Source organism: Cupriavidus basilensis (assembly GCF_029335485.1).
GTDB classification, from domain to species: Bacteria; Pseudomonadota; Gammaproteobacteria; order Burkholderiales; family Burkholderiaceae; genus Cupriavidus; species Cupriavidus basilensis_E.
This window is the reverse complement of the sequence record NZ_JARJLM010000718.1, coordinates 16,676-42,425: the sequence shown is the minus strand read 5'-3', so window position 1 is coordinate 42,425 and position 25,750 is coordinate 16,676. Positions and strand designations below refer to the sequence as shown.

At 62.2% G+C, this 25,750-nt stretch carries 18 protein-coding genes and 3 pseudogenes; 15 read left to right on the top strand and 6 right to left on the bottom strand.

Features of this window, described 5'->3' with window-relative positions; translation table 11 throughout:
* Position 1: 1 nt before the first annotated feature.
* The 9 genes from P3W85_RS44375 (at position 2) to P3W85_RS44335 (ending at position 9,017) form a co-directional block, all read left to right on the top strand.
* On the top strand, positions 2 to 775 hold the full coding sequence (locus P3W85_RS44375; protein WP_276269497.1) for an enoyl-CoA hydratase/isomerase family protein: 774 nt from the start codon (positions 2 to 4) through the stop codon (positions 773 to 775).
* A complete protein-coding gene (locus P3W85_RS44370) occupies positions 768 to 1,523 on the top strand; it encodes an SDR family NAD(P)-dependent oxidoreductase (protein ID WP_276269496.1) in 756 nt (251 codons plus the stop codon). Before P3W85_RS44375 ends, P3W85_RS44370 begins: the two co-directional genes overlap by 8 nt.
* Before the next feature lie 15 nt (positions 1,524 to 1,538).
* Positions 1,539 to 2,705: an acyl-CoA dehydrogenase family protein gene (locus P3W85_RS44365; RefSeq protein WP_276269495.1), complete on the top strand. Its 1,167-nt coding sequence runs from the start codon at positions 1,539 to 1,541 to the stop codon at positions 2,703 to 2,705.
* Positions 2,706 to 2,720: 15 nt separating this feature from the next.
* Positions 2,721 to 3,596, top strand: a complete 876-nt coding sequence (locus tag P3W85_RS44360) for a 3-hydroxyacyl-CoA dehydrogenase family protein (protein WP_276269494.1) — start codon at positions 2,721 to 2,723, stop codon at positions 3,594 to 3,596.
* Positions 3,597 to 3,598: 2 nt separating this feature from the next.
* Positions 3,599 to 4,255 carry a 3-hydroxyacyl-CoA dehydrogenase family protein gene (locus tag P3W85_RS44355; protein ID WP_276269493.1) on the top strand — a complete coding sequence of 219 codons (657 nt, stop codon included), beginning with the start codon at positions 3,599 to 3,601 and terminating at the stop codon, positions 4,253 to 4,255.
* Positions 4,252 to 5,373, top strand: a complete 1,122-nt coding sequence (locus P3W85_RS44350; RefSeq protein ID WP_276269492.1) for a CaiB/BaiF CoA transferase family protein — start codon at positions 4,252 to 4,254, stop codon at positions 5,371 to 5,373. Before P3W85_RS44355 ends, P3W85_RS44350 begins: the two co-directional genes overlap by 4 nt.
* A 93-nt stretch (positions 5,374 to 5,466) precedes the next feature.
* Positions 5,467 to 6,666 carry an ABC transporter substrate-binding protein gene (locus P3W85_RS44345; protein ID WP_276269491.1) on the top strand — a complete coding sequence of 400 codons (1,200 nt, stop codon included), beginning with the start codon at positions 5,467 to 5,469 and terminating at the stop codon, positions 6,664 to 6,666.
* An 87-nt stretch (positions 6,667 to 6,753) separates the two neighbouring features.
* The gene (locus P3W85_RS44340; RefSeq protein ID WP_276269490.1) at positions 6,754 to 8,274 is read left to right on the top strand and encodes a 3-hydroxyacyl-CoA dehydrogenase; all 1,521 of its coding nucleotides are present in this window, start codon (positions 6,754 to 6,756) and stop codon (positions 8,272 to 8,274) included.
* Between the two features lie 41 nt (positions 8,275 to 8,315).
* Entirely contained in the window at positions 8,316 to 9,017 is a 702-nt protein-coding gene (locus P3W85_RS44335; protein WP_276269489.1) for a hypothetical protein, read from the top strand.
* A 189-nt stretch (positions 9,018 to 9,206) separates the two neighbouring features.
* On the opposite strand, the gene P3W85_RS44330 is transcribed toward P3W85_RS44335, so the two are convergent.
* The gene (locus P3W85_RS44330) at positions 9,207 to 10,052 is read right to left on the bottom strand and encodes an oxidoreductase (RefSeq protein ID WP_276269488.1); all 846 of its coding nucleotides are present in this window, start codon (positions 10,050 to 10,052) and stop codon (positions 9,207 to 9,209) included.
* A gap of 325 nt (positions 10,053 to 10,377) precedes the next feature.
* On the opposite strand from P3W85_RS44330, the pseudogene P3W85_RS44325 reads away from it, so the two are divergent.
* Positions 10,378 to 10,703 (top strand): annotated as a pseudogene (locus P3W85_RS44325) (hypothetical protein); the annotation flags it as partial.
* 155 nt (positions 10,704 to 10,858) lie between these two features.
* On the opposite strand, the gene P3W85_RS44320 reads toward P3W85_RS44325, so the two are convergent.
* On the bottom strand, positions 10,859 to 11,785 hold the full coding sequence (locus P3W85_RS44320; RefSeq protein WP_276269487.1) for a LysR substrate-binding domain-containing protein: 927 nt from the start codon (positions 11,783 to 11,785) through the stop codon (positions 10,859 to 10,861).
* A 147-nt stretch (positions 11,786 to 11,932) separates the two neighbouring features.
* Between P3W85_RS44320 and P3W85_RS44315 the strand changes: the two are divergent.
* Together P3W85_RS44315 and P3W85_RS44310 are read left to right on the top strand one after the other, a co-directional pair.
* A pseudogene (locus tag P3W85_RS44315) lies at positions 11,933 to 13,215 on the top strand (IS110 family transposase).
* A gap of 293 nt (positions 13,216 to 13,508) precedes the next feature.
* Positions 13,509 to 14,846 carry an IS110 family transposase gene (locus P3W85_RS44310; RefSeq protein WP_276269486.1) on the top strand — a complete coding sequence of 446 codons (1,338 nt, stop codon included), beginning with the start codon at positions 13,509 to 13,511 and terminating at the stop codon, positions 14,844 to 14,846.
* Positions 14,847 to 14,882: 36 nt separating this feature from the next.
* Here the strand turns inward: P3W85_RS44310 and P3W85_RS44305 are convergent, their stop codons facing one another.
* Together P3W85_RS44305 and P3W85_RS44300 are read right to left on the bottom strand one after the other, a co-directional pair.
* Positions 14,883 to 15,671 (bottom strand): enoyl-CoA hydratase/isomerase family protein, encoded by a 789-nt coding sequence (locus tag P3W85_RS44305; RefSeq protein ID WP_276269485.1) that lies wholly within the window; start codon positions 15,669 to 15,671, stop codon positions 14,883 to 14,885.
* An 11-nt stretch (positions 15,672 to 15,682) separates the two neighbouring features.
* Positions 15,683 to 16,954, bottom strand: coding sequence for an acyl-CoA dehydrogenase family protein (locus tag P3W85_RS44300; RefSeq protein ID WP_276269484.1), 1,272 nt, complete (start codon positions 16,952 to 16,954; stop codon positions 15,683 to 15,685).
* A 1,720-nt stretch (positions 16,955 to 18,674) separates the two neighbouring features.
* Here P3W85_RS44300 and P3W85_RS44295 point away from each other — a divergent pair.
* Positions 18,675 to 20,294, top strand: coding sequence for a GMC family oxidoreductase (locus P3W85_RS44295; protein WP_276269512.1), 1,620 nt, complete (start codon positions 18,675 to 18,677; stop codon positions 20,292 to 20,294).
* A 478-nt stretch (positions 20,295 to 20,772) separates the two neighbouring features.
* On the opposite strand, the gene phbB is transcribed toward P3W85_RS44295, so the two are convergent.
* Together phbB and P3W85_RS44285 are read right to left on the bottom strand one after the other, a co-directional pair.
* Positions 20,773 to 21,510, bottom strand: coding sequence for an acetoacetyl-CoA reductase (phbB, locus tag P3W85_RS44290; RefSeq protein WP_276269483.1), 738 nt, complete (start codon positions 21,508 to 21,510; stop codon positions 20,773 to 20,775).
* Positions 21,511 to 21,550: 40 nt separating this feature from the next.
* Positions 21,551 to 21,928, bottom strand: coding sequence for an acyl-CoA dehydrogenase family protein (locus P3W85_RS44285; RefSeq protein ID WP_276269482.1), 378 nt, complete (start codon positions 21,926 to 21,928; stop codon positions 21,551 to 21,553).
* 443 nt (positions 21,929 to 22,371) lie between these two features.
* Here P3W85_RS44285 and P3W85_RS44280 point away from each other — a divergent pair, with 443 nt between their 5' ends.
* Together P3W85_RS44280 and P3W85_RS44270 are read left to right on the top strand one after the other, a co-directional pair.
* Complete coding sequence (locus P3W85_RS44280; RefSeq protein WP_276269481.1) at positions 22,372 to 24,099, top strand: sigma-54 interaction domain-containing protein; 1,728 nt, start codon at positions 22,372 to 22,374, stop codon at positions 24,097 to 24,099.
* A gap of 787 nt (positions 24,100 to 24,886) precedes the next feature.
* A pseudogene (locus P3W85_RS44270) lies at positions 24,887 to 25,560 on the top strand (IS5 family transposase); the annotation flags it as partial.
* Between the last annotated feature and the right edge of the window lie 190 nt (positions 25,561 to 25,750).

Sequence of the window (25,750 nt, the reverse complement as noted above, 5' to 3'; positions counted from 1 at the left end):
CATGACAGTCGAACTGAGCTTTTTTTCCGACCAATACGCGATCCTGACACTGAACCGCCAGGACGCGCTCAATGCGCTGCAGTTCCGCATGCTTGCGCAGATTTCGCAGGCGATCGACGAGGTGGCGCAGTCACCGGCGCGCGGGCTGATCGTGGTGGGCGCAGGTCCCAAGGCGTTCTGCGCCGGCGCCGACATCACGGAACTGATGGACCGCGACCTGACCGCGCAGCGGGACGGCGCCCTACTTGGCCAGCAGGCCTTCAACAAGCTCGCCCGGCTCGCCATCCCGTCCGTGGCGGTGCTGCACGGCTATGCCTTCGGCGGCGGGCTGGAACTGGCGATGGCATGCACGTTCCGGATCGCGACCCGCAAGGCCAAGATGGGACTGCCCGAGATCAAGCTGGGGCTGATCCCCGGCTATGGTGGCACACAGCGTCTGCCGCGCCTAGTCGGTGAGGGACGGGCGCTGGAACTGATCATGTCCGGCCGTGCCATCGACGGCGCCGAGGCCGAACGGATTGGCCTCGTCAATCAGCTCGTCGAAGGCGACGATCCGGTCGAACTGGGCCGGCAGTACCTGGCCCCCTTCCTGGCCTTCAGCGGTTGCGCTTCCCGCTTCGCGCGGGAAGCCGTGCAGAGGGCGCTAGCGACCACGCTCGACGAAGGTCTGCGGATCGAAGCCGACCTGTCGACGCTTGCGTACCAGACCCGTGACGCGGCCGAGGGCATGAAGGCATTCATCGAGAAGCGCGAACCGGAGTTCAAGGATGGATGATATCTCTCGCGGCTGCATCGTCGTCACCGGCGCGAGCCGTGGCATCGGCGCAGCCATCGCGCAGGAACTGGCCCGCGCAGACTTCCAGGTCGCCTGCCTGTCTCGCTCCGGCAGTCTCCCTGCCGGCATCGACCTCGAGCTGGCGGAGCGAACCAGGATGTTCGCCATCGCCTGCGACATCACCGATGCCAACTCGCTGACCGAGGCATTCGCGCTGATCGCCGCGACTACCGACCGGCCAATCGTCGGGCTCGTTAACAATGCCGGCGTGCACCTGCAGGGCAAGTCGGCAACCTTCCCCGTTGCCGACTACGAGGCGGTAATGGGGGCGAACGCAACCTCGGTGTTCGCGGTCAGCCAGACCGCCTATCCGTATCTTGCCCGTGCCGGCGGTGCGTTGATCGTCAACATGGGATCGTTCTTCGAGAAGCTTGGCGTCAAAGGGAACGTCGCCTATTGCGCATCGAAGGCCGCGGTGGGCGCCATCACACGCTGCCTGGCGGTCGAATGGGCGCGTGACCGCATCCGCGTCATCAATATTGCCCCCGGCTATATCGAGACGGACCTGAACCGTGCGGAACTCAACGAAGGACCGCTGCAGGATTTCCTGCGCAAACGGATCCCAACTGGCGGCCCGGGCGCAGTCGCCGACGTATCCGGGCTGGTATCGATGCTCTATCGCCTGCCCGGCCAATTCCTCACGGGAGAGACCCTGTACGTCGATGGCGGCCAGGGCATGGCTCTCTGAGTCAAGGAGCGAGACATGAATATTCTGGAACGCCTCGACCGTAGCTTCAGTCTGTCGGACGAGGAACAGATGCTGCTCGACAGCGTCAAGGACCTGTGCCGCGAGCGGATTGCACCGGATGCGGCCCACTACGACCGCACCAGCGAGTTTCCCTGGCGGAACATCGAAGCGATCAATGCGCTTGGCTTGAACGCCATGTTCGTGCCGGAGGCCTATGGCGGCGCGCAGACTTCATATGTCAGCTACCTGGCTTGCGTGCGCGAGATCTCAAAGGCATGCGCCTCGACCGGCATCATCTGGGCCACCAACTTCCATGCAGTGAAGCCGCTGATTGAGTACGGCAGCGAAGCGCAGAAGGAACGTTGGCTGCCGCGCGTGGCCGAGGGGGCGATCGCCTCGCTGGCGATTACCGAGCCGTCGGCGGGATCCGATGCGACCGGCATGCGTACGACCTTCACGCCAGATGGTGACGATATCGTGATCCAGGGCGGCAAGGTGTTCATCACCAATGGCGACGTGGCCGACCTGTACTTGCTGTTCGGCAAGTGGTCCGAGATCTCCGACAGCAAGCAGTCGATCTCAGTCCTGGTGCTCGAAAAGGGCACCCATGGCCTGACGGTACTCAACACAGAGCACAAGATGGGCACGCGCGCCTCCAGCACCGCAGCTCTGTCTTTCGAGAACTGCCGCGTACCTCGCGCCAACCTCATCGGCGCGCCTGGCGACGGCCTGTCCATCCTGTTCGGCTCGCTGAACCGCTCCCGGCCGAGCGTGGCGGCGCACGCGCTGGGCATCGCCCGCGCCGCCTTCGATGACGCCACCGCGTACATCAACGAGCGGAAGCAATCTGGCCGGCGAATCCTGGAGTTCCAAGGTATCCAGTTCATGCTGGCCGACATGGCGTCTGAGCTGGCCCTGTGCGAGTCGTGGCTGTGGCGGATCGGCGAAATGGTCGACCGGGGTGAAAAGGACTTTGGCATCGAGGCATCGATGCTCAAGCTTCGCGCTACCGATGCGGCCATGCGGATCACCACCGATGCAGTGCAACTGCTGGGCGGCTACGGATATTGCAATGACTACCGCGTCGAGCGGCTGATGCGGGACGCCAAGATCACCCAAATCTGGGAAGGCACCAATCAGGTTCACCGCCAGCTCATCGGTAGAAGTTTCCTCACCAAATAAGCAAGGAGTCATGCAGTGACAACGATCAAGACCGTCGGCGTTGCCGGCAGCGGGACGATGGGGGCCGGCATTGCCATCGTCGCGGCTCGCGCAGGCTTTAAGACCATCGTGTACGACACCCGCCAGGAGGCACTCGACCGTGCCCGCAGCCAAACCGAGGGCTTCCTGAAGAAGTCCGCCGAGCGGGGCAAGATACAGCCGGACGAAGTCGGGAAAATTATGGATCGCTGGCAAGGTACAACCAGCGTCGCGGCCATGGCGGAATGCGACATCGTCATCGAGGCGATCTTCGAGGACCTCGCGGTGAAGCATGAGCTATTTTCCGCACTCGACAAGGTTTGCCCCCCGCATACCCTGTTCGCTTCCAACACGTCGACCATTTCAATCACCGAGATCGCTGGCGGTTCGGGACGCCCCGATCGCTTCGTCGGCATGCACTTCTGCCTCCCTGCCCAGTTGATGAAGCTCGTCGAGATGTCGCCAGGACTGACGACCTCGGACGAATCCTTCGCCACCGCCTGGGAATTCACCTTGGCCATGGGTCAGAAGCCGGTCCGAACGCAGGATACCCCTGGCTTTATCCTCAACTACTTCCTGATCCCCTTCAACAACGATGCCATCCGGTTGGTAGAACAGGGAGTTGCGGAGCCGGCCGATATCGATGCCGCGATCAAGACCGCACTGGGCTACCCGATGGGGCCGCTCGAGTTGTTGGATCTGGTCGGCCTGGACACCCAGAAGCTGCTCTGCGAGGCGATGTACGGCCTTACCAATGAGCCACGCGCTGCCTGCCCGCCGCTGGTCCGCCGCATGATCGCCGCGAGACGGCTCGGCAAGAAGACCGGCCAGGGCTTCCATACCTATAGCGACTCGAAAATGTTCGGAGCCTGACCATGAGCTACCAGATCGTTGAAGCAGGACAAAGCCGCTCGTTTCCGGACGGGCACCCCTTCCTTGACGCCGCCAGTCCAGCTGGCGACGGCATCGTCTATCTCGGCGAAGGCGCCGGCCAGGCGTTTGCCGGAGCGCCCGCGAATCCGTCGGCTCGCTTCATCGCCGTCGAGCTTGACTCTGAATGCCTTGGCGCCCACACCGGCGAGCAGGCCGGCAAGGAAGGCTCAAATGTGGTCGGTTTCGCTCGTTTCCGCCTGGGCAACGCAGCACCGAGCAATCTTGTCGAACTCGTCAAGCAGCCCGGCACCGCCTGCGAGGCCGTCGAGGCTGCGCGTGAAGCGTTCCAGGCCGTCGGCCTCGTGGTGGCGGTCTGCAATGACTTTCCCGGCCGCATCGTTGACCGGCTGGTCCGTCCCTACTACAACGCCGCGCTCCGCCGGCTCGACGAGCGACTCGCCACCGCGGAGGACATGGACCAGACGCTTAGGTTGGGACTTGGCTATCCAGAAGGGCCGATCTCCCTGCTCGAGCGTACCGGCCTGGCCCACCACTACACCGTGACCGCGTCACTCTACGAGGCGCTGGGCCAGGAAGCCTACGCGCCCGCCCGCCGCGCTCGCGTGGCCGCGCAACGTGCGGAGCGGTCGTCGTCATGACGCAGCCATTGCGGGGCGTGAAGGTCCTGGACTTCAGCACGCTTCTCCCCGGTCCGCTCTGCACCCTGCTGCTGGCGGAGGCCGGCGCCGACGTCATCAAAGTCGAGCGGCCCGTGCACGGCGATGAGATGCGCTCCTACAAGCCGAAGCTGGGCTCGGACAGTGCCAACTTCGCCTTGCTGAACCGTGGCAAGCGCTCGGTCGCCCTTGACCTGAAATCGGCGGAAGCCATTGAAGCGCTGGAGCCGCTGGTTCGCGACGCCGATGTGCTAGTCGAGCAGTTCCGTCCTGGCGTGATGGGAAGGCTCGGCCTTGGCTATGGGGTATTGTCGGCGCTGAATCCACGGCTGATCTATTGCTCCATCACGGGCTATGGGCAGCACGGCCCGCGCGCCCAGGATGCCGCACACGACCTGAACTACGTGGCCTCGACAGGCATGCTGTCTCTGAGTTGCGGCGGCGATGGCGCGCCAGCGCTGCCTCCCGCGCTGATCGCCGACATCGCCGGGGGTGCCTACCCCGCAATGATCAACATCCTGCTCGCACTACGGCAGCGCGAGCAGACCGGCCGCGGCACCTTCCTTGACATCGCCATGGCCGACAACCTGTTCACCCTCCAATACTGGGGACTTGGTGATGGATGGCGTGGTACCTGGCCCACCCCTGGCTCGGGACTGGTGACTGGCGGCTCACCGCGCTACCGGATCTACCGAACCTCAGACGGGCAGTACCTGGCTGCTGCCCCAATCGAGGACAAGTTCTGGTCCAATTTCGTCCGCCTGATCGGGTTGGAGGAGGATGCGCTGGCAAGCCTGAGTGCACACGACGCCATCGCGCGCGTGGCGGAGGTTATCGCGCGCCACCCAGCATGCGTCTGGGAGCAACGTTTTCGCGGACAAGATGTCTGCACGGCCAGGGTTGTCAGTCTCGACGAAGCCTGCCGCGACCCACATTTCACCGCGCGCGGCCTGTTCAGTCGGAGCGTGACCTCAGGTACGCGTGAGCAAATGCCCGCGCTGCCCGTGCCGGTGACAAACGCCTTCCGTGGGGAAAACTTGACCGCACCGGCGCCTGTGCGCGACACCGGCAGCGACAGCCTTCCCGCATGGAAGAACTGAGGCAGCGCGAGAGCGGCACCACCGCGGTTGCGGCCGGTCACGCCCCCCCGGCGACAACGACTACCACCTCGACAACTACCAGGAAACTGCGCAATGAATCGGCGATCTATCTACTACGGCTGTGTGTTGATGGCACTGGCCAGCGGCCCGGCCTTTCCAGCGGACGAACCGTTCCGCATCGGGGTACTGGTCGACATGACCGGCGTCTACTCCGGCATCGGTGGGCCGGGCGGCATCGCAGCAGTCAAGATGGCAGTTCACGATTTCGGCGGCAAGGTGCTGGGGCGGCCAATCGAGGTGCTGACCGCCGACTACCAGAACAAGGTCGACGTCACTGCTACCCGGGCGCGCGAGTGGTACGATCGCGACAATGTGCAGATGATCATCGAGTCAACCGATTCCGCTTCCGCGCTGGCCTTGCAACAGATCGGCCGAGACAAGAGGAAGATCACGTTCTTTGCCGGTTCCGCAACGACCGAGCTTACTGGCAAGCAGTGCTCGTCCTACGGCATCCACTATGTGTACAACACCTACGCGCTAGCCCACGGCACCGCTCAAGCAATCCTCGCGGAAGGGAAAAATAACTGGTTCTTCATCACTGCGGATTACGCGTTCGGCCATTCGCTCGAGGAGAATGCCTCAGCGGTCGTCCAGCAAGGCGGCGGCAAGGTACTAGGTAAGGTGAGGCATCCGCTGTCGGCTCCCGACTTCGCCTCCTACCTGCTGCAAGCGCAGGCCTCGAAGGCCGAGGTATTCGCGCTGGCGAACGCGGGCCGCGATACGCAGAACGCCGTGCGCCAGGCCGCAGAGTTCGGCCTTGGTCAGGGCAAGCAGGTCGTCGCCCCGCTCCTGATCTTCGACACCGATCTGAAGGGGATGGGCTTGAAGACGGCGCAGGGCCTACAGTTCACCACGGCCTTCTACTGGGACTACAACGACGAAACGCGGGCCTTCGGTCGGAAGTTCCAGTCCCAGACCCGGTTGATGCCGACCATGGTACAGGCCGGCATGTATTCGGCCGTCACACAGTACCTGAAGGCGGTCCAGTCGGTCGGTAGCGCGGACTCCGACAAGATTATGGCGAAGCTGCGGCAAACGCCGATCAACGACTTCTTCGTCAAGAATGGACACATCGAACGCAACGGCCAGATGTTCCACGACATGTACCTGGCCGAAGCGAAGAGCCCGGCCGAGTCCAAAGGCGAGTTTGACTTGCTGAAGATCCGCAAGGTTATCCCTGCGGACAAGGCTTTCCAGCCCTTGGCGCAGAGCGCCTGTCCGCTGAAAGGCTGAACACCCGCCCCTTCGTCACCCCACCGCAGCCGACGCCTCGGCGCATAGCCCCGTCGCGCCGGCTTTGGCTAACCGATCCACAGACTCATGCATACATCAGACATCCACACCCTCGGCATCGTCGGCACCGGCGCAATGGGCCGCGGCATCGCCCAGATCGCCGCACAGGCCGGCTTGGCCGTCAGCCTCTTCGACACCAACCCGCAAACCGTGGCAGCGGCCCGGCAATACCTGCAGGATACCTTCGCCAAGCTCGCCGAAAAGGGCAAGATGAGCGCCGAGGATGGCGCGGCCGCGCTGGCCCGCGTTCTCCCCTGCAATGCACTGGAAGACCTGGCCGGCTGCGACATGGTGCTCGAGGCCATCGTCGAGAAGCTCGAAGTCAAGCGCGACCTGGTGGCCAAGCTGGAAGCCATCCTGCGTCCGGACGCCGTGATCGCCTCCAACACGTCGTCGCTTTCGATCACCGCGATCGCGGTGGGCGCCAAGCAACCGGGCCGCATCGCCGGCTACCACTTCTTCAACCCGGTGCCGCTGATGAAGGTGGTCGAGGTGATCGACGGCCTGTCCGGCGACCCCGCCGTGGGAGACGCGCTGATGGCGCTGTCGCGCCGCCTGGGCCATACGCCGGTGCGCTGCAAGGACATGCCCGGCTTCATCGTCAACCATGCCGGGCGCGGCATGAACATCGAAGGCCTGAAGGTCGCGCAGGAAGGCGTGGCCGAGTTCGCCGACATCGACGCGGTCATGCGCGAGCAGGCGGGCTTTCGCATGGGCCCCTTCGAGCTGATGGACCTGACCGGGCTGGACGTGTCGCACCCGGTGATGGAGTCCATCTACAACCAGTTCTACCAGGAGCCGCGCTACCGCCCGTCGCCCATCACGGCGATCCGCTCCGTGGGCGGCCTGATCGGCCGCAAGGCCGGCGCCGGCTTCTACCGCTACGTGGACGGCCAGAAGCAAGTGCCCGCCACCGCCGCCCTGCCCGCGGCACGCCCGGCCAGCGTCTGGGTCAGCCACGCCGACGAGCGCGGCCATGCCATGGCCGTCAAGCTGATCAGCGCGCTGGGCATGACCACCGAAGCGGGCAACCAGCCCTCCGCCGACGCGCTGATCGTGGTCACCCCGCTGGGCCTGGACGCCACCACCTGCGCGCTGCAGGAAGGACTGGACCCCACCCGCGTGGTCGCCATCGACACGCTGCTGCCGTTCGAAGCCACCAAGCGCCGCACCTTGATGACCACGCCGGCCACCTCCGCCGCCATGCGCGAAGCCGCGCACGGCCTGTTCGGCAGCGACGGCGTGCCCGTTACCGTAATCCGCGACTCGGCCGGTTTCGTGGCCCAGCGCATCGTGAGCTGCATCGTCAATATCGCCAGCGACATCGCGCAGCAGCGCATTGCCACGCCGGTGGACATCGACCTCGCGGTCAACCTCGGCCTGGGTTACCCCAAGGGCCCGCTGGCGCTGGGCGACGTGATCGGCCCGCACCTGGTGCTGACTGTGCTGCGCAACCTGGAACACCTCACCGGCGACATGCGCTACCGCCCAAGCCCGTGGCTGTGGCGCCGCGCCGGCCTCGGCCTGTCCTTGCTGAACGATGCATGACGGCTTTGTCGTCCGCGTCGGTCCTGCAGCCTGGTTCAGGTATGACCGCAAACGTCATCTCTGACTGCGATGCCCGCGCACAACCGGATCTACGGGACCCGGATGTGATAGCCGGGCAGGTTCGCCTGCATAGCGACGCCGCGGGCGTCGTGTCGATCCGCGATCTGCGCTTTCCCGTATCGCTCAGCATCGAGGTGACGGCAGGTCACTGCATCGTCTCGCAGCGCGGTTTCGCACGCACGCTGCGCAGCCGCGTAGCTCGCGTGGTACCGGCGCTGGAGCCGGTCTCGCTGGTGTTGATAGACTCGGTGACGCTGGCCCTCATACAAATCGACGCCCTGCCCATACCCAAGGCGCCGGGAGGCTTCGCAGGGCTCGGGGACCGTGCGGATTGGGTGGCCGACGACGCACGCGAACGCAAGCCCCTAACCGCGGCATTGTCACTGGCCGTATTCATGGCACCGCATGCCGACTGGCGTCTGGCGACCGCCTGCCGCCCGCTCGGCCTCGATGAGACCGGCACAGTGTCGCGCAGGCTGCTGTGCGAGGGCGAAAGCTTCCGGGAGATTGTCATGACCTATCGGCTGACCCGGCTCGCGCTGGACCTGATGGCGACCGGCTCGATGCAAGTGCCCGCCTTCTATGGATTCCGGGACCGCTGCCATCTCGAGAATGCCGTCTATGACCGCTTCGGACTTCCGGTGAGCGCGTTGGCGCGGCTTGCCTCAACCGGCATCGCCTAGCCCGGACCGGGGCGCAAAGCCCAGCCGGCTTTGAGACCTGCGCCTCATTGAGTCTCCGTGGCGCACACGGGGTGCGCCGCGATCTTGCCATCCGCACTTGTGAGGCAGGCCCAGCGACGCGCCGAGCTGATTGGCGCCCCTCCACGCCCAGGCATCGCCAGGCTCCGGAATGACAAATGTCAACTGCGGCTAGGCATCCACGCTCGTCGACAGCGACAGCTGTTCCCAGCGCTCGAGTTCTTGTGCGATCGACGCCAGGTCCTCGCGCATGCTTTGCACGCTGTCCGGCCCTAACGGCAGCCGCAGCGGCGGCTGAGCTTCATCGACCAGCCGGTACATCGCAAGTCCGAACTTCACTGGATCGCTGGGCTGCTTGCCATGACGTTGCGCGGCGTACTGCTCGATCATCTGGTTGATGCCGGCATAGTCGTCGCCGCCATTGCCGGAGGTGACTAGCGACGGTCCGGCGAAATCGCTGCGAAAACCGCCGGGCTCAATGATAGTCACATGAATCCCGAGCGGTTCCACCTCCCTCGCCAGCGCCTCCGAGTAGCCTTCGACGGCAAACTTGGTGGCGCTGTACAAGGCGAAACCCGGGGAAGCGGAGAAGCCCGCCTTGGACGACAGGTTGATGATGTGCCCCGCGCGCTGGCGCCGCATAATCGGTAGCACGGCGCGAGTCATCTCCACCAGGCCGAAGAAGTTCACTTCGAACATCGGGCGATACTTGTCCGCCGTGGTCATCTCGGCAACCGCGAGTAGGCCGTAGCCCGCGTTGTTGACCAGGACGTCGATGCGGCCGAACGCGGCGGCAGCCTGGGCGACCACTGCGTCAAAGCGAGCATGGTCGCGGGCATCGAGGTGGAAGGAACGCAAGCGCTCGGGGTACTGCAAGCTCAGTTTGTGGCGCCCGTCCGCGGCGAGCACGGTCACGACAACCTGGTCGCCGTGCTCGAGCGCGGCTTTTGCTGCCTGGTAGCCCAGCCCTTTGTCAGCGCCCGTGATGAGCCAGGTACGGGGGGATTGCTTCGGCATGTCATTTCCTTTGTGTTAGCGACAAGAAGGAGTAGCAAGTGTAGTGCCACGCCCGCCGCGCTCGTTTCGGCACGGGCCGCCGACTGTACAGGGCGGCGACGTGCTCTCCCCGCGTACATGTAGGGGACAGACATGTCCTGTTCACGGACAGCGCAACTGTGTATCGTCGTGTGTTCACCTCAACGACACCATGGCCGCATTCGGGGCAGGCCGGAAGGCATCGTGCCTTCTCGAGCCGCGCTGAGGAATTCCCGCATACCGTAGCCGCGCCCCGCGTCGCACTTGCCCTGGTGGGGGCTTTGTCACGTTGGCCAGTGCATAGGCGATGCAGAAGACAGAGACGTTCTATCACGGCTATCGATTCCCGCCTGCAGTCATCAGCCAGCCTGTCCACTGGCACTTTCGCTTTCAACTGGGCCTGCGCGATATCGAAGAATTGCTGTACGAGCGAGATTTTGTCGTCAGACACAGATCAGTTGCGCAACTACCCAGCAGCCAAAGCTGAGATTCCCGCGCTGGCCAATGTGAAATATGTGTTCGTCAAAGCCAGCGCGCGCGAACAATCGAGCCGAGAACCGCCACCAGCCCACACGCAAATGCGAACCGCGCATGCGCGGTTTCTGGCTGGCTGATCGCACTCAGGCATTCCTCTTCTGCACCTGATCGCAAACAGCCCGCCGCATGATTCGAGGCTTGACGCCTCCTTACCGGCACTACCAAAATCCGTCCGGGACCTCTTGAGCGGAAGCGTTGACCGTGCACCCATCGCATCCGTCTCCCTCAACGTGAAAAAGCCCTTCGTTACGCTATGAGTCATTTTCGGCGAGAACCTTGACGATGTCGATCATACGGTCGAGTACTGGATCTCGTTGTCCTTTCACCCAGCCAAATACGAAACTGGTTGTGTAGCTGACTGCATCAAGCGGTATGACCACCAGGCTCGACGGATAGCTGAAGTTCTTTCCTATCGCACCGAGCCCAATGCCCATTCCAACGGAAATGAGGTTGAGCTGGGAAGCGATCGTGTTGACTTCCTGCACAATCTCCGGCTCGAAGCCAGCTTTTTTACAGAGGGCGTATATCGGCCCATAACCGGGGCTGCTGCTTGAACGCGGTACGACAACAAAGCGCTCCCCCGCCAGTTCAGCGAGACTGAGGCGCCTTCTTTTCGCCAGGGGGTGATCTTGGGGGACCACGACACCGAGTCCACCCGTTTGGATCCGAATCCAGTCCAAGACCGTCCTGTCTTGCGCCAACACGCCTTGGTCGCGCTTCCTTTGCAGCAACGTGGGCCGCGGCCCGAAGTGCATGAAACCCGCATGGATCTTACCCTCGGCAAGCGCCTTCGCCTGTTCCATGGTCGGTATCTCGAACAATGAAAGCACGACATCGGGAAAGGACTCGTGAAACTGCTTGATCGCCGTGCGGAACAATGGGTGGAGCAATGTGAGCGATCCGTAGCCGATATTGAGCGCTCCACTTTTGCCTTCGCCTGCACGTTTCGCCACCGCGAAAGCATCATGAAGGTCGTCCATGGCGGCTTGCAGTCTTGGCAGGAGAGCACGCCCGGCGGCAGTCAACTTTACGCAATGCGCTTGCCGCTCGAAGAGAGGAGTACTGAGCTCGCTCTCCAAATCAGCGATGATCTGTGACACAGCTGGCCTGGTCACATGCAACCGCTCCGAAGCGCGGCCGAAATGCTCCTCTTCGGCTGCCGCGATGAAGTAGCGCAAATGTCGAAGTTCCATGGGTCGGGGTTAAGGAGAGATTAGCTGGAGAACAATAGTTCGGTACGCAACTAGCATGCCCGCTCGTAAAGTGATCTTCAGCGGACAAATTGTCTACAACATGGCGATCGGCTACCCAGCACCCACTCCGATATCGGGGCGTCGAGCCACTGGGTGGCGGTGCCGCGGCATCTGGCCGAGCAAGCCGGCTGCGAGCCGGTGCGTGAATTCGGGGCGATGACCGATGACCTCAACGCCCTGGCCGACTGGCTGCTGGCGTGCGGCGTCGATACGGTGGCGCTGGAGTCGACCGGGGTCTACTGGATCCCGGTGTACGAGGTGCTGGAGCGGCGCGGCCTGACGGCGTGGCTGGTCGATGCACGGCAGATGAATTACGTGCCCGGGCACAAGAGCGACGTGCAGGACTGCCAGTGGCTGCAGAAGCTCGTGAGCCTGGGGTTGCTGCGCGCGGCCTGGCGTCCCGACGGCGAGGTCTGCGTGGTGCGGGCGGTGGCCCGTCAGCGCGAGGTGCTGCTGGCCGAGCAGGCCGACTGGGTGCAGCGCATGCAGAAGGCGCTGGTGCAGATGAACCTCCAGCTCAGCGAAGTGCTCACCGACGTGATGGGCATGACCGGACAGGCCATCGTGCGGGCGATTGTGGCGGGCGAGCGTGACCCCAACGTGCTGGCGCGGCATCGCCATGGGCGCGTCAGGGCCAGCGAGCGCGATATCGAGCGGGCGCTGACCGGCAACTGGCGCGAGGAGCACCTGTTCGTGCTCGGACAGGCCCTGGCGATGTTCGACAGCCTGGCTCGGCGCATCATCGAGTGCAACGCGAAGATCGAGGCGTTGCTCGCGCCGCTGGGCCGTCATGAGGTCGAACTCGGCGGGCCCGGCAAGCGGCGCGGCAAGAACACCCCGGAGTTTGATGCTCGCACCGCGCTGGCGCGCTGGGCCGGCGTGGACCTCACCCGCATCAATTGCCTGGCGGTCACGACGGTGATGACGATCCTCTCGGAGATCGGCCCGGACCTGCGCCGCTTTGACAGCGTCAAGCACTTCTGTTCGTGGCTGGGACTGTGCCCTGGCACCAAGGTCAGTGGCGGCGAGGTGCTCAGCGCGCGCACCCGGCGCTCACCAACCGGGTGCGCCAGGCGCTCAAGCTGGCGGCGATGAGTCTAGCGCGCAACGGCTCGGCGCTCGGCGCCTCCTTCTACCGCCGGCTGTGTAGTCGCATGGACAAGCCGCGTGCCAATACCGCCGTTGCCCATAAGCTCACGCGGATGGTGTACTTCATGCTGACCCGCGGCGAAGCCTTCGTCGACCAGGGCCAGCAGCACTACGAAGAACAGCAGCGCCAACGCGCCGTCGCCGCGCTCCGGCGCCGCGCGACTGCCCTCGGTTTCCAGATCACCCCAGCCGTTCAGCTAGCTTGAAAAACCGTGCTGCCCTAATTGTTTCTCAAGAGCATTTCAAGGCCCTTCGGGCCCCGGCGTGGGCGGAGAAACGGAGATGAGCTATACCCGTGAACGGCAGCGCCGCGATGACCGACCTACCAATGGTGCGCGCTCGCGGCGTGGCATGCCGTGGAGTGAGCCCGCGCAAGAGCATGGTCCGGGATTCGTCGGCGACAGTGGTGAGCGCAGCGATGCGCATCCCGTTCATGAGATCGAGTCAACTTCGACGCTTCCCATGGCGCTGCCGTTCACTGACGATTCTGGAGCAGGCCATGGCGATGCGCAAGCGAGAAGACGACGAGGTATTCCCGAACGCGGCGGGGATCGATGTGGGTGCGTCGAGCCACTGGGCCGCGGTGCCGCGGCATCTGGCCGAGCAGGCCGGCTGCGAGCCGGTACGCGAGTTCGGCGCCATGACCGATGACCTGCATGCGCTGGCCGACTGGTTGCTGACGTGCGGGGTCGACACGGTGGCGCTGGAGTCGACCGGGGTCTACTGGATCCCGGTGTACGAGGTGCTGGAGCAGCATGGCCTGACGGTGTGGCTGGTCGATGCGCGCCAGCTCAAGTATGTGCCCGGCCGCAAGAGCGACGTGCAGGATTGCCAGTGGCTGCAGAAGCTGATGAGCCTGGGGCTGTTGCGCGCGGCGTGGCGGCCCGGCGACGAGGTCTGTGTCGTGCGCGCGGTGGTGCGCCAGCGCGAGGTGCTGCTCACCGAGCAGGCCAATTGGGTGCAGCGCATGCAGAAGGCGCTGGTGCAGATGAACCTGCAGCTCAGCGAAGTGCTCACCGACGTGATGGGCATGACCGGCCAGGCCATCGTGCGCGCGATTGTGGCGGGCGAGCGTGACCCGAAGGTGCTGGCGCGGCATCGCCACAGCCGCGTCAAGGCCAGCGAGCGCGACATCGCGCGGGCGCTGACCGGCAACTGGCGCGAGGAGCACCTGTTCGTGCTCGGGCAGGCCCTGGCGATATTCGACAGCCTGGCCCAGCGCATCCTCGAGTGCGACGCGAAGCTCGAGGCCTTGCTCGCGCCGCTGGGCCGTCACGAGGTCGAACTCGGCGGGCCGGGCAAGCGGCGTGGCAAGAATACCCCGGAGTTTGATGCCCGCACCGCGTTGGCGCGCTGGGCCGGCGTGGACCTGACGCGCATCAATGGCCTGGCCGTGACCTCGGTACTGACGATCCTCTCGGAGATCGGCCCGGACCTGCGCCGCTTTGCCAACGTCAAGCACTTCTGCTCGTGGCTGGGGCTGTGTCCCGGCACCAAGATCAGCGGCGGCAAGGTCCTGTCGGCACGCACCCGGCGCTCCACCAACCGGGTGCGCCAGGCGCTCAAGCTCGCGGCGATGAGCCTGTCGCGCAACGATTCGGCGCTCGGCGCGTTCTATCGCCGCCTGTGCGCCCGCATGGACAAGCCCCGCGCCAATACCGCCGTCGCCCACAAGCTCGCCCGCATGGTGTACTTCATGCTCACGCGCGGCGAGGCCTTCGTCGACCAGGGCCAGCAGCGCTATGAAGAACAGCAGCGCGAGCGCAGCGTCGCCGCGCTCAAACGGCGTGCCGCGGCCCTCGGGTTTCAGGTTAATCCGGTAGAGGTGGCCGCCTAACCCCAGCCGTCCTCAGTTTGGTTTCTCATGAGTCCTTCAGCGTCCCCTGAATTGGGGGGGACGTTTTTCCTTGAAGGCGATGAGGGCTTCCTGATGGTCCTCGCTGGTGCGCACGATGGGCAGGTTGGACGCCACTATATCCAGCGCCGTGTCCAAGGCTTGGCCCAGACTCAGCCGCATCACACGCTTTATCAGTTGCACCGAGAGAGGCGCCCCGTCGGCCACCTTTCGTGCGAAGGCATATGTGCCTTCCATGAGCTCGTCATCGGGAAAGACCTTATTGACTAATCCGATGCGCTCTGCATCTCGCGCGTCCACCCAATCGCAGCTCCAGAACATCTCAAGCGCCTTGGCTATCCCCACGATGCGCGGCAGCAGGTAGGCACCCCCGGCTCCCGGAATCAACCCCATACGGGCATACGTCTCGGCGAGCCGCGCGCTCTCGGCCGCGAAACGGATGTCGCACGCGAGCGCGATGTCCAGACCGCCACCGGTAGCAAAGCCGTTGAGCGCCGCGATGATCGGCTTGTCAATTTCGGCCATCTTGCGCGGCAACCGCTGGATGCCATTGGTCAGACGGCTCTTGATGCCCGCCGGAGTCTGCGCCGCGCTTGCGCTGAAGCCGTCCACATCCCCGCCCGTGGTGAAGGCGCGGCCCGTGCCCGTGATCACTATCACACGCACCTCCGGGTTGATGCGGCACTCCTCGAGCGCCGCAACCCACTCGTCCAGCATCTCGTCGGTGAATGCGTTGAGCTTCTCCGGGCGATTCAAGGTGATCGTGGCGACGCCACGGTCGATATCGAGCTTGAGCAGTTCGGACATATTGCTAGCCGTCACGATTTGCTCAGGTCTGCCGCAACGTCATCCTTTCGGATGTCACGCAGACCGGTCTTCCCATGGTGTCGGTCCGCCATCTTGTAGCCCAAGGCGTCTTCGGCGATCATGATCTTCTGCACGTTGGCCGAGCCCTCTCCGGTGAAGAACAGATCGGCGTAGGACTTCAGCCACGACACCCTATACTCCTTGGCCAGCCCGTAGCCACCAAAGATCTGCTGAGCCTTGTCGGCGCACAGCTTGGCAGTCTGCGACGCGTGGTACTTGGCAATGGCGGCAATTCGGTTGGACGGCTGACTGTCGTCCATCATCTGCGCGGCCTTGTAGACCAGGACCCGACTGGCTTCGATTGCGATGGCCATCTCGGCGATCTCAGACTGGATCATCTGCAAGCGGCCGATCGGCTGCCCACGCAGCACACGCTCGTTGGCATAGCGCACCGCGTCTTCGAAGCACGCCCGCGCCACTCCCAGCGCCTTCCCTGCGACTGTCAAGCGCCCTGCCTGCAGCGTACGCATGATGATCTTGAAGCCTTCGCCCTCCTCACCCAGGCGGTCTTCCACCGGCACGACGAAGTCGTCGAGGAACAGCACATTCGTGCGAAGCGCGTTCGACAGGCCGTGCATCGCGATAGGTTCTGCCTTCCAGCCTGGGTACTTCTTGGGCTGGACGATGAAGGCAGTGACGCCCTTGGCGCCTGCATCGCGGTCGGTCTTGGCGAACAGCACCCCGACATCCGTTTCGTTCGCCATCGAGGCCCACATCTTCTGGCCGGTGATGCGGTAGACGTCGCCGTCGCGCCGGGCGAACGCCTTCATATTGCCTTCGGCGTCAGAGCCGCCGCCCGACTCGGTGAGCGACATCATGCCGATCGTTTTACCCGCGATCAGATTAGGCACGTATTTCGTGACCTGCTCCGTGGTGCCGCCTAGGTAGATACAACTGGGACAGGTAGAACCCTGCTGGTTGTTGCACGACGAGAACCGCACGTCGTTGCGGGCCATCTCCTCCTGGATCACGGTGGCGGCCAGGTAGCCCATGTTGCTGCCACCCACCGACTCGGGAAACACCGCGCCATACAAACCCGCTTCACCGGCCTTGCGGATTAGCTCACGCGGGAACTCGCCGCGCGTCTCGTAGCCGTTCATGACGGGAACCACTTCGGCCTGCATAAAGCGGTTGACCATATCGCGGACCGCTACAATCTCTTCCGACATTTCTTGACTCATCAAATTCTCTTCGCAAATTTTCTTGGTGGACACTTCGCTCACTCGGCCCGAATGCTCGGAGCCTTAATCACCTAGGCCCATCGAGCGGCCTCGGGCTTGATCGTGCCATGTCTTCAGCCCCCGCACGAGTCCGAGCATCTGCAGCGCTTCCTGCGCAGCGTGCCAACCAACGACGTCATAAATTGCCTTCTCGCAGTTACTTCACGAGCGCAGCAGGGGCGCCTGACGGGACGAAGCTGCATTTCGATGGCGCTCACTCGGCGCTTTCAATCTGCATATGAATTTTGAGAGGAATCGTGCGAGCCTGAGGTCGTATTTCATGCACTTGAGGTTTAGCTACTCTTACGCTCGCCGTCTTCATGCGGCGCGCCCTACTCCTCCGCGAACCTAGCCCCACACTCTTCTCCAGTCGGCTTTGTCACGTTGAGAGAGACAGATGCAATGGACACACAGTCAACGCTTCCGCTCAAAAGACACCAGACGGACTTTGGGTAGTGCCAGTAAAGAGGCGCCAAGCTTCCAAAATAGTCGCTCCAAACCCCGTGCTCGCCCCTCCCAAACCGAATCTCTAGCATGGGGTTGATGGTGCACAGCTGCGACCCTGGCAGCCTCCCCAGGAGGACGGCCCTCCCAACCGACTATCGCGTAGAGCTTTCCTTCATGTGCGCCCTGGCTGCAAGCGCCGTGCCATTTACGACGGGTTCAATGAGGACACGGAGGCGTCATGCATGGGGCAGACATGCGGCGCGTGGTACCGAGCGCGCGAAGGTTGGGTTGTTAGATGTTCTTTCGCGAAACACTTATGTATGCGCCGCAGACAACTAAGGCATTACGGCTACACGACCTGAATCGCACCGGGGAAAAGTCTCGTTCGGTTGTGTCGCGCCAACATGGCGGCCCCGGTGAGTCGACAGTAGAAAACTGACACGGCCTTAGCCCGGCGGCATGTTGCCGGCGGGCTCAAGCAGCCGATGCTGGTTTAACGAGGTGTCCCATGTCAGTCTTGCTCCCAAATGAGATCTCCATGCCGGCTTCGCTGAGGTGCTCGGCGCAGCCGATGGAGGCGTACCGCACGACCCTGTCGCAATGTGCGAGTTCCTGCGGAACCCCTGGCATACGTCTTGCAGTACCCCTCGAACGATCCTCAACTCACATCGAGGAACAACTTGACGGAATTTGCGGCCACTGGCGATTCTGTGGCATACACAAGTATGCTTGCGCGCATCAGCAAGGTGGTGTGTTGGCGACATCTGGAATCAGCCGGAACTGGCCTACCACGACCGGATCCTGGTCAACTGTGGCGTGCTGGCTGTGGGCGGCAAGCTCGAGGAACTGAAGCCGTGGGTGGCCCGCGGCGTCGAAGTGGGAATTACCCTTGCCGACCTGTGTAGGTGCTTTTTGCGCGGGCTAGCCGGCCGGGCTGTGCGCGGCAACTTTTCAAGGGGAGTTTGCCCTTTCTTCCGGCTTGGCCTTGAACATCGAGTGCGGGGTTGAAGACGGCACTTGAGCCCTTCAAGAGCGAAGCCAACTAAGGGCGCGGTGCGTGCATTCACCTTCTCCCCCACAACGCAATTCACGCGTTCGAGGGATCATGTGGCGGAACGCTGTCGCGATCGACTGGCATTGCAATTGCTTTTAACTTTTTAGTGTTTACGATTTGCGGATTGCTTGGATCTAACGAAGGCACTCGGGATATCGTGTGTTCGGATTCGGCCAGAGCGCCTTCATCACGTCCTGCCAATATTCGTTCTTGGGAGTTGAATTGGAAAGTTACGACTACATTGTTGTTGGGGCCGGTTCGGCCGGTTGTGTGGTGGCGCGTCGTCTGTCCGACGATCCAGGGGTGCGTGTGCTACTGTTGGAAGCCGGGCCGCCGGCGGATGACTTCTGGGTCAGGACGCCAGCGGGTATGGCCAAAATGTACCAATCCGATCGCTACAACTGGCGCTATTTCACCGAACCGGTCTCGACCTTACACAATCGTCGACTGTACTGGCCGCGCGGCAAGGGACTCGGAGGAACGAGCGCGATCAATGGCATGGTGTACACCCGCGGCAATCGCCGAGACTATGACCACTGGGCGGACCTTGGCAACCCAGGATGGGGATGGGACGATGTACTGTCGTACTTCAAGCGTTCGGAAAACAATGAGCGCGGTGCTGGACCGTACCACGGCTCCGACGGACCGCTCGGAGTTAGCGACCCTGCGGTTAAGCATCCCTCGGCGTTCGACTTTCTCGAGGCGGCACGGCGCAATGGCATTCCTCGCCTGGAGGATCTCAACAATGGTGAGCCGGAGGGTTGCGGGTTCTTTCAGGCCACCATTCACAACGGCATCCGACAGTCCACATACGAGGCATTCCTAGCGCCCGTGCGTCACCGGCAGAACCTGGTAGTCCAATCGGGCGTACAAGTGCGCCGGGTGCGGTTCCGGGGCCTGGAAGCGACCGGCGTCGACGTAGTGCAAAGCGGCGAGCTGCGCAGCTTCTCCGCCACGCACGAGGTCATCCTTTGTGCTGGCACGCTGAGCTCTCCGCACCTGCTGATGCTCTCCGGCATTGGCAATGGCGAGATGCTCCAGCGCCATGGCATTCAGACGCTTATGCATGCCCCAGGAGTGGGGAAAAACCTGCAAGACCACTTCGTGGCGCGCGTCCAGGCAAAGACCACACCCGATAGCTCGTACAACCGCGATTTGCTCGGGTGGCGCAAGTACTGGCAGGGCATATGTTATCTCGCGACGCATCGCGGGTATTTGGCGCAGGCAGCGTCGATGGCGGGCGCCTACGTAAAGAGTGGGCCAGGAATTGACTACGCCGATCTGCAGATCAGCTTCCGCCCGATGACTTTCACCGTAAGTCCTTCGGGTGAGGCGGCGGTCGACAACTACGATGCCATCAGCGCATCTGTGTACCGCGTGCGCCCCGCCTCGCGCGGGGAGATCCTGCTGCGCTCCGCAGATCCGCTGCAGCCGCCGGCTTTCATTCCCAACTACCTGAGTGAACCAGAGGATACACAGGCGATGCTATCGGGGATCCGCCAGCTCCGCAGGATTCTGGCGACGGAGCCATTCGCTTCGCGCGTCATTTCCGAGATCGTGCCCGGCCATGGAATCACCTCGGACGAGCAACTGATTGACTTTATGGAGCGGGAGGGCCACTGCGCATTCCACCCAGCAGGAACCTGCAAGATGGGGAAGGACGACATGGCCGTCGTGGATGAGCGGCTGCGCGTGCGCGGAGTTGATCGCCTTCGCGTGATCGACGCCTCCATCATGCCAACCGTAACCTCGTGCAACACGAACGCGCCGACCATCATGATTGGGGAAAAGGGGGCTGACATGATCCGCGCCGACTCCGCGGCGATGCGCAGCAGCGATTGACATAGCGATTGCGGCATCACCAGGCACGTAATCCGCACCACCCCCAAACGCGCTTTCGAAGGAATTTCATGACCCCGTAAGAAAGCCGCCGCCGGCGCTGGGCCGACATTCCGAGCGAATGCTCAACGAACAGTCTGTAGCCCGCCCGCGTTCGTGCACGCTGGCGGCCCACATCGCGTGGCGCGCGCAAATTCGCCTGCCGAACGGGATCAGATCGTCGCGGGTGAACTTGTCAGCCAGGCGGGCCTCCCCGGCAAGCACGACGCACAACAGCACCTGGGAGTCGAAACCGCAGGCATATTCCGACAGGACGGACTCCCTCTTCTTTTGGGCTTCGTCTCGCAGAGATGCTACTCAGTCCCGGGGGAGAAGTCCGAGAGGCTGTTTTGTGGGTGGGTAATCGAGTCAACTATCGGGTCAGGCAGCCGAATGCCCATCTCCGAACCTCTTCCCCGGCGGGTCGCTACCCACCTAGATCTCAAAGCATGTAAGCGCCGCCATTGGCGGTCAGCGTAGACCCCGTCATGAACGCAGCGTCGTCAGAAGCGAGGAATAGCACGCAGCGCGCAATCTCCTCCGGCGTGCCGAGCCGACCGACAGGATTCTCGGCGATCAGGCTGTCGACAAGCGCTTGGCCGGCCGATCGGACAATGTCGGTGTCGATGTGCCCTGGAGCCACGGCATTGACGGTGATCCCGTGTCTGGCATACTCCAATGCCAGGGCCTTCGTCAGGCCGTACATGCCGGCCTTCGCGGTGGAGTAGTTCACCTGCCCATAGCGGCCGCGCTGGCCGTTGATGGATGAGATGTTGATGATGCGACCAAACTGCCGATCCCGCATGCCCTCAATCACGGCCCGGCTCATGTAAAACGCGGAGTTCAGGTTGGTATCGATCACATCGTGCCAGTCGCTGTCTGTCATCTTCCTGAACGCGCAGTCGCGCGTGATGCCGGCATTGTTCACCAGGATTTCAACCGAGCCCAGCGCTGCAGTGACCGCTTCCACGCCCTTGCTGCATTCCTCTGAATTCGCGACATTCCAACTAAAGACAGGGATGTCGTATTGCCACTGGAACGCTGCGGCCGCTTCGGCGTTGCTGACATAGGTGGCAGCAACGCGATAACCGGACTCCTTCATCATCCTCGATATTGCTGCCCCGATCCCTCGGGTGCCACCCGTCACCAAGGCAACTCGGTTGCTAGTAAGTGCTGTCATACGACCTCAAATCCGTTAAGGACGGACATATTGCTAGCCGTCACGATTTGCTCAGGTCTGCCGCAACGTCATCATTTCGGATGTCACGCAGACCGGTCTTCCCATGGTGCCGATCCGCCATCTTGCGGCCCAAGGCGTCTTCGGCGATCATGATCTTCTGCACGTTGACCGAGCCCTCTCCCGTGAAGAACAGATCGGCGTAGGACATCAGCCACGACACCCTATACTCCTTGGCCAGCCCGTAGCCACCAAAGATCTGCTGAGCCTTGTCGGCGTACAGCTTGGCAGTCTGCGACGCGTGGTACTTGGCAATGGCGGCAATTCGGTTGGACGGCTGAATGTCGTCCGTCATCTGCGCGGCCTTGTACACCAGGACCCGACTGGCTTCGATTGCGATGGCCTCACTCGGCGCTTCCAATCTGAATATGAATTTTGAGAGGAATCGTGCGAGCCTGGGGTCGTATTTTATGCCTTTGAGGTTTAGCTACTCTTACGCTCGCCGTCTTCAGGCAGGGCACCCTACTCCTCTCCGAACCTAGCCCGGCATTCTTCTCAAGTGCCATGAGCGCCGGCTCGGGCGAGCCGCACATAACGTCGCGCAAGAGACTCTAGATTGGGCATGGACGAGCTTGAGAACGGCAACCCTGGCGGGAATGAGTTGCCGACAAGGACTGCGTCGACACCATCGGCGTGCACCGCATGTACATTGAGGGTGGGTGCGGCGAGTTGGAAGCAGACAGATCTATTTCACGCACCTCGACTGTTATCGGAATGCAGTCCATCCTGGCGTGATTCGCATCCGCATTGCGCTGTTTATCCTCGATGAAGACAAACACTTTTAACTGAAGTAACATGCCTTCAATGGAGACACAAGACAAGAGCCCAACAGGCTCACCCCAACTTTTTTCGCGTGGCGTTCTGGTCCTCGGTGCTGATGGTGAAGAGTTGGCTTCCGGAGGCATCGCTGCACAGCCCGAGTTAGCCGGACGGCTCATTAGTGGCTGGCACGAGAGTCAACGCCAGCAGCGACGCCTATTTTCATTGGAAGGACCTGACGGTTCCTCCGTGGTCGTAGTCGCATTGCCAACATCAAACGCGACAGTTCTTGTTGCAATGCAACGTGAAGGCCGAGACGCGCTCTTCGAGTTCGTCGGCTCTGTTGATTTCGCAGACGGGATACTTGCTCACTTTCTCACGAACCCCTTCGAAGCAATGACGGTAGTGGACCGAGAGGGAGTCCTTCGGTACATGAGTGCAGTTCATGAGGGATTCTTTGGCATGAGACCTGGTGACGGCGTGGGTCTTCACGTCACTGAAGTAATTGAGAACACCAGGCTTCACCATGTCGCAGCAACTGGCAAAGCGGAGATTGGCTCGTCACAGGTGATGCGGGGGGTAACGCGCATTGTGACCCGCCATCCGATCCGCACTAGTAGTGGAGAGACGGTCGGTGCCATTGGGCAAGTCATGTTCAAAGGTCCAGAGCAACTCCAAGCGCTTTCGAACGAACTCACGAAGCTGAAATCCGAGGTGGCTTTCTATCGCCGCGAGCTTTGCGGCTTGAAGAACCGCAGCTACGGTCTCGATCAGCTAGTTGGCGACAGCCCAGCCATTCAACGCCTTAAGCAGCAGATTGTGAAAGTCGCGCCGCTGGATATCCCGGTCTTACTGACGGGTGAAAGCGGCACCGGCAAGGAACTCGCTGCGCATGCCATTCATAGGCTAAGTCCCAGGCGTGACGCCACAATGGTGACGGTCAATGCAGCTGCACTTCCCGCGACGCTTGTCGAGAGCGAACTTTTTGGCTATGAAGCGGGGGCCTTCACGGGGGCAGAGCGCAAAGGCCGCAAAGGCAAGATCGAGCAAGCGGATAGTGGATCGCTTTTTTTTGACGAAGTGGGGGACATGCCCTGGGATGTCCAGGTAAAGCTGCTTCGCGTCCTTCAGGACGGATCCTTCCAACGAGTGGGTGGTGCCGAGCTTCGCAGCTCGAGTTTTCGCCTGATCAGTGCCAGCAACCGAAATTTCGAGGCGATGATCGCAGACGGAACTTTCCGGCTCGACCTTTTCTATCGCATCGGGGCTGTCACCATCAGACTTCCCTCACTCCGCGAGCGATTGGAGGATATCCCGTTGCTTGCGGAATTGGCGCTCAAACAGTTCGCGAACCGGCACGGACTGCGTCCCAAGAGATTGTCCGACGACGCGCTTGAATTCCTAAAAAATCAACGGTGGCCCGGAAATGTGCGTCAGCTGATGCATACCGTTGAGCGGGCCGCAATATTCACTGAAGCCGAGGCCATACACGCTGCTGACTTTGGACTCATCGAGTTGGAAGCCTCAGAGATGGTACTAGATGCGCCTTTGGACAATCTAGGAGATAAGGAGAAACCTGAGACGACGACGGATTTAAAAGAATCGACGAGGGTGAACAACGCGGTCGGGCAATTGGAGGAACGGCTCATACGCCAAGCCATGACGAGATATCACGGCAACAAGAAACGTGTTGCTACGGAACTCGGAATCTCTCGCTCCTACCTTTACAAAAGGCTTTCCCAGATGGGCTTTGACCAAGGTGCAGCGGGATGAATGTCGATACATGGTCCTCGCCTGCGGCGGATTCGGCGACGTGGCGGCGGGCAGCATCCCTCATGCACCGCTTCCTCGATCCAGCCTGATCTGAACACCGCAACTACCTGCGAACATCTTGCCTGCCAATGCCAACTTGTGCACGGCAGCTATGGCTTCAGGCGTGTTCCCACAGGCACGCGGACTGGGTGGGTCTACCAGGAGGCTGCCACCATTTCTATCTATATATGCCTCATTAGCCTCGTGAGAACTGCTCGCCTGCCAGGCCTCGATCCTGAAGCCTACCTTCAGCACCCCTTCGAGCACATCGCCGAATATCCAGCGTCCTGCCGTCCCAACTTGCCGGTCGATTGCCGTTTGTGAGAGAGCGGACGCATTCAGCGCGCCGGATGCCAGTTGTGGGGAAGCAGCTCGTCGCTAGATGGGTGGGCAGGCGGTTCAACACATCGTTGCGGTAGACCCATGGATCATGTCTGCGGTGCTTGGCTGACTGCACCAGGGCCCATCACGACTGCAGCACGCTGGCTGTCGAGGATGGATGTTCGCCTATACCGTCGACGGAGCAAACGCCACGACCCTCCTCCACTCGATCGTCAAATCTTGCCTGCAAAGCCAACGACATTGATGCGTGTCGATACTTGGTATCGCTGTTCAAAAACCCACCACCACTTGCACAGAACGTCGATAACTACGTCGCACTGCCCGCTTGGAACGTGCCTCGCTGGAGGAGAGTACCGAATAGCGCGAAGGTGCGACGCGAACTGGGGCCGCGGCGGATATTCGCAGACTGCCAGTGCCGAACTACACGACTCTGAGCCGTCGCGCGCAACCACTCAACGTGGTGCTGCCCGCGCTGCGCAGCGGCGAGTCGCTGCATCTTGTCGCCGACAGCACGAGCGTAAAGCTTTACGGGGAAGACGAGTGGAAGGTACGCAAGCGCGGCTACTCCAAGCGACGCATTTGGCGAAAGGTGCATCTGACGATGGACGCCAAGACCGGGCAGATATGCGCGGCTCTGATAACGCATCAGGACATTGGCGATGCCGACGTGTTGCCCGAGCTGCTCGATCAGATCCCCACCGACGTGCCGATCGACACCATCGGCGGCGACGGTGCGTACGACACGAAGCAATACCATGCGGCGATTGCCACGCGAGGCGCGCTACCGTCGATTCCACCGCGTGAGGGGGCGATGCCCTGGCCAGAGAGCACGTCCGGCGCGGCATGGTGCAACGAGGCCATTTACGCAATTTCACAGAGCAGCAGGCGCGAATGGAAGAAGTCCAGCGCCATCACCGGCGCTCGCTCGTCGAGTCCTTGATGTACTGCCTCAAGACGCTCACGGGCAATTGCCTGTGGGCGCGCAAGGTCGGCTCCCAGGCGACCGAGGTGGCAATCCGCGTGGGCGTGCTCAATCGCATGACGGCGCTCGCCCGCCCTCATTCCGTCCGTATCGCATGATCTCAAGATCACAGTGGGACCTTTGTCTTCAAACCCGATTTATGCGACAAGGCCCATACAAGCCGACAGCCGCGCCGCATTGTCGTCTTCTCTGCGAAACCCCGATGCGTCTTCTGGATTGGCGCCTGAATATCCAAATGACGCACAATATAAACGATAAACGCAGACATTTCATTTCGCCCATCCAGGA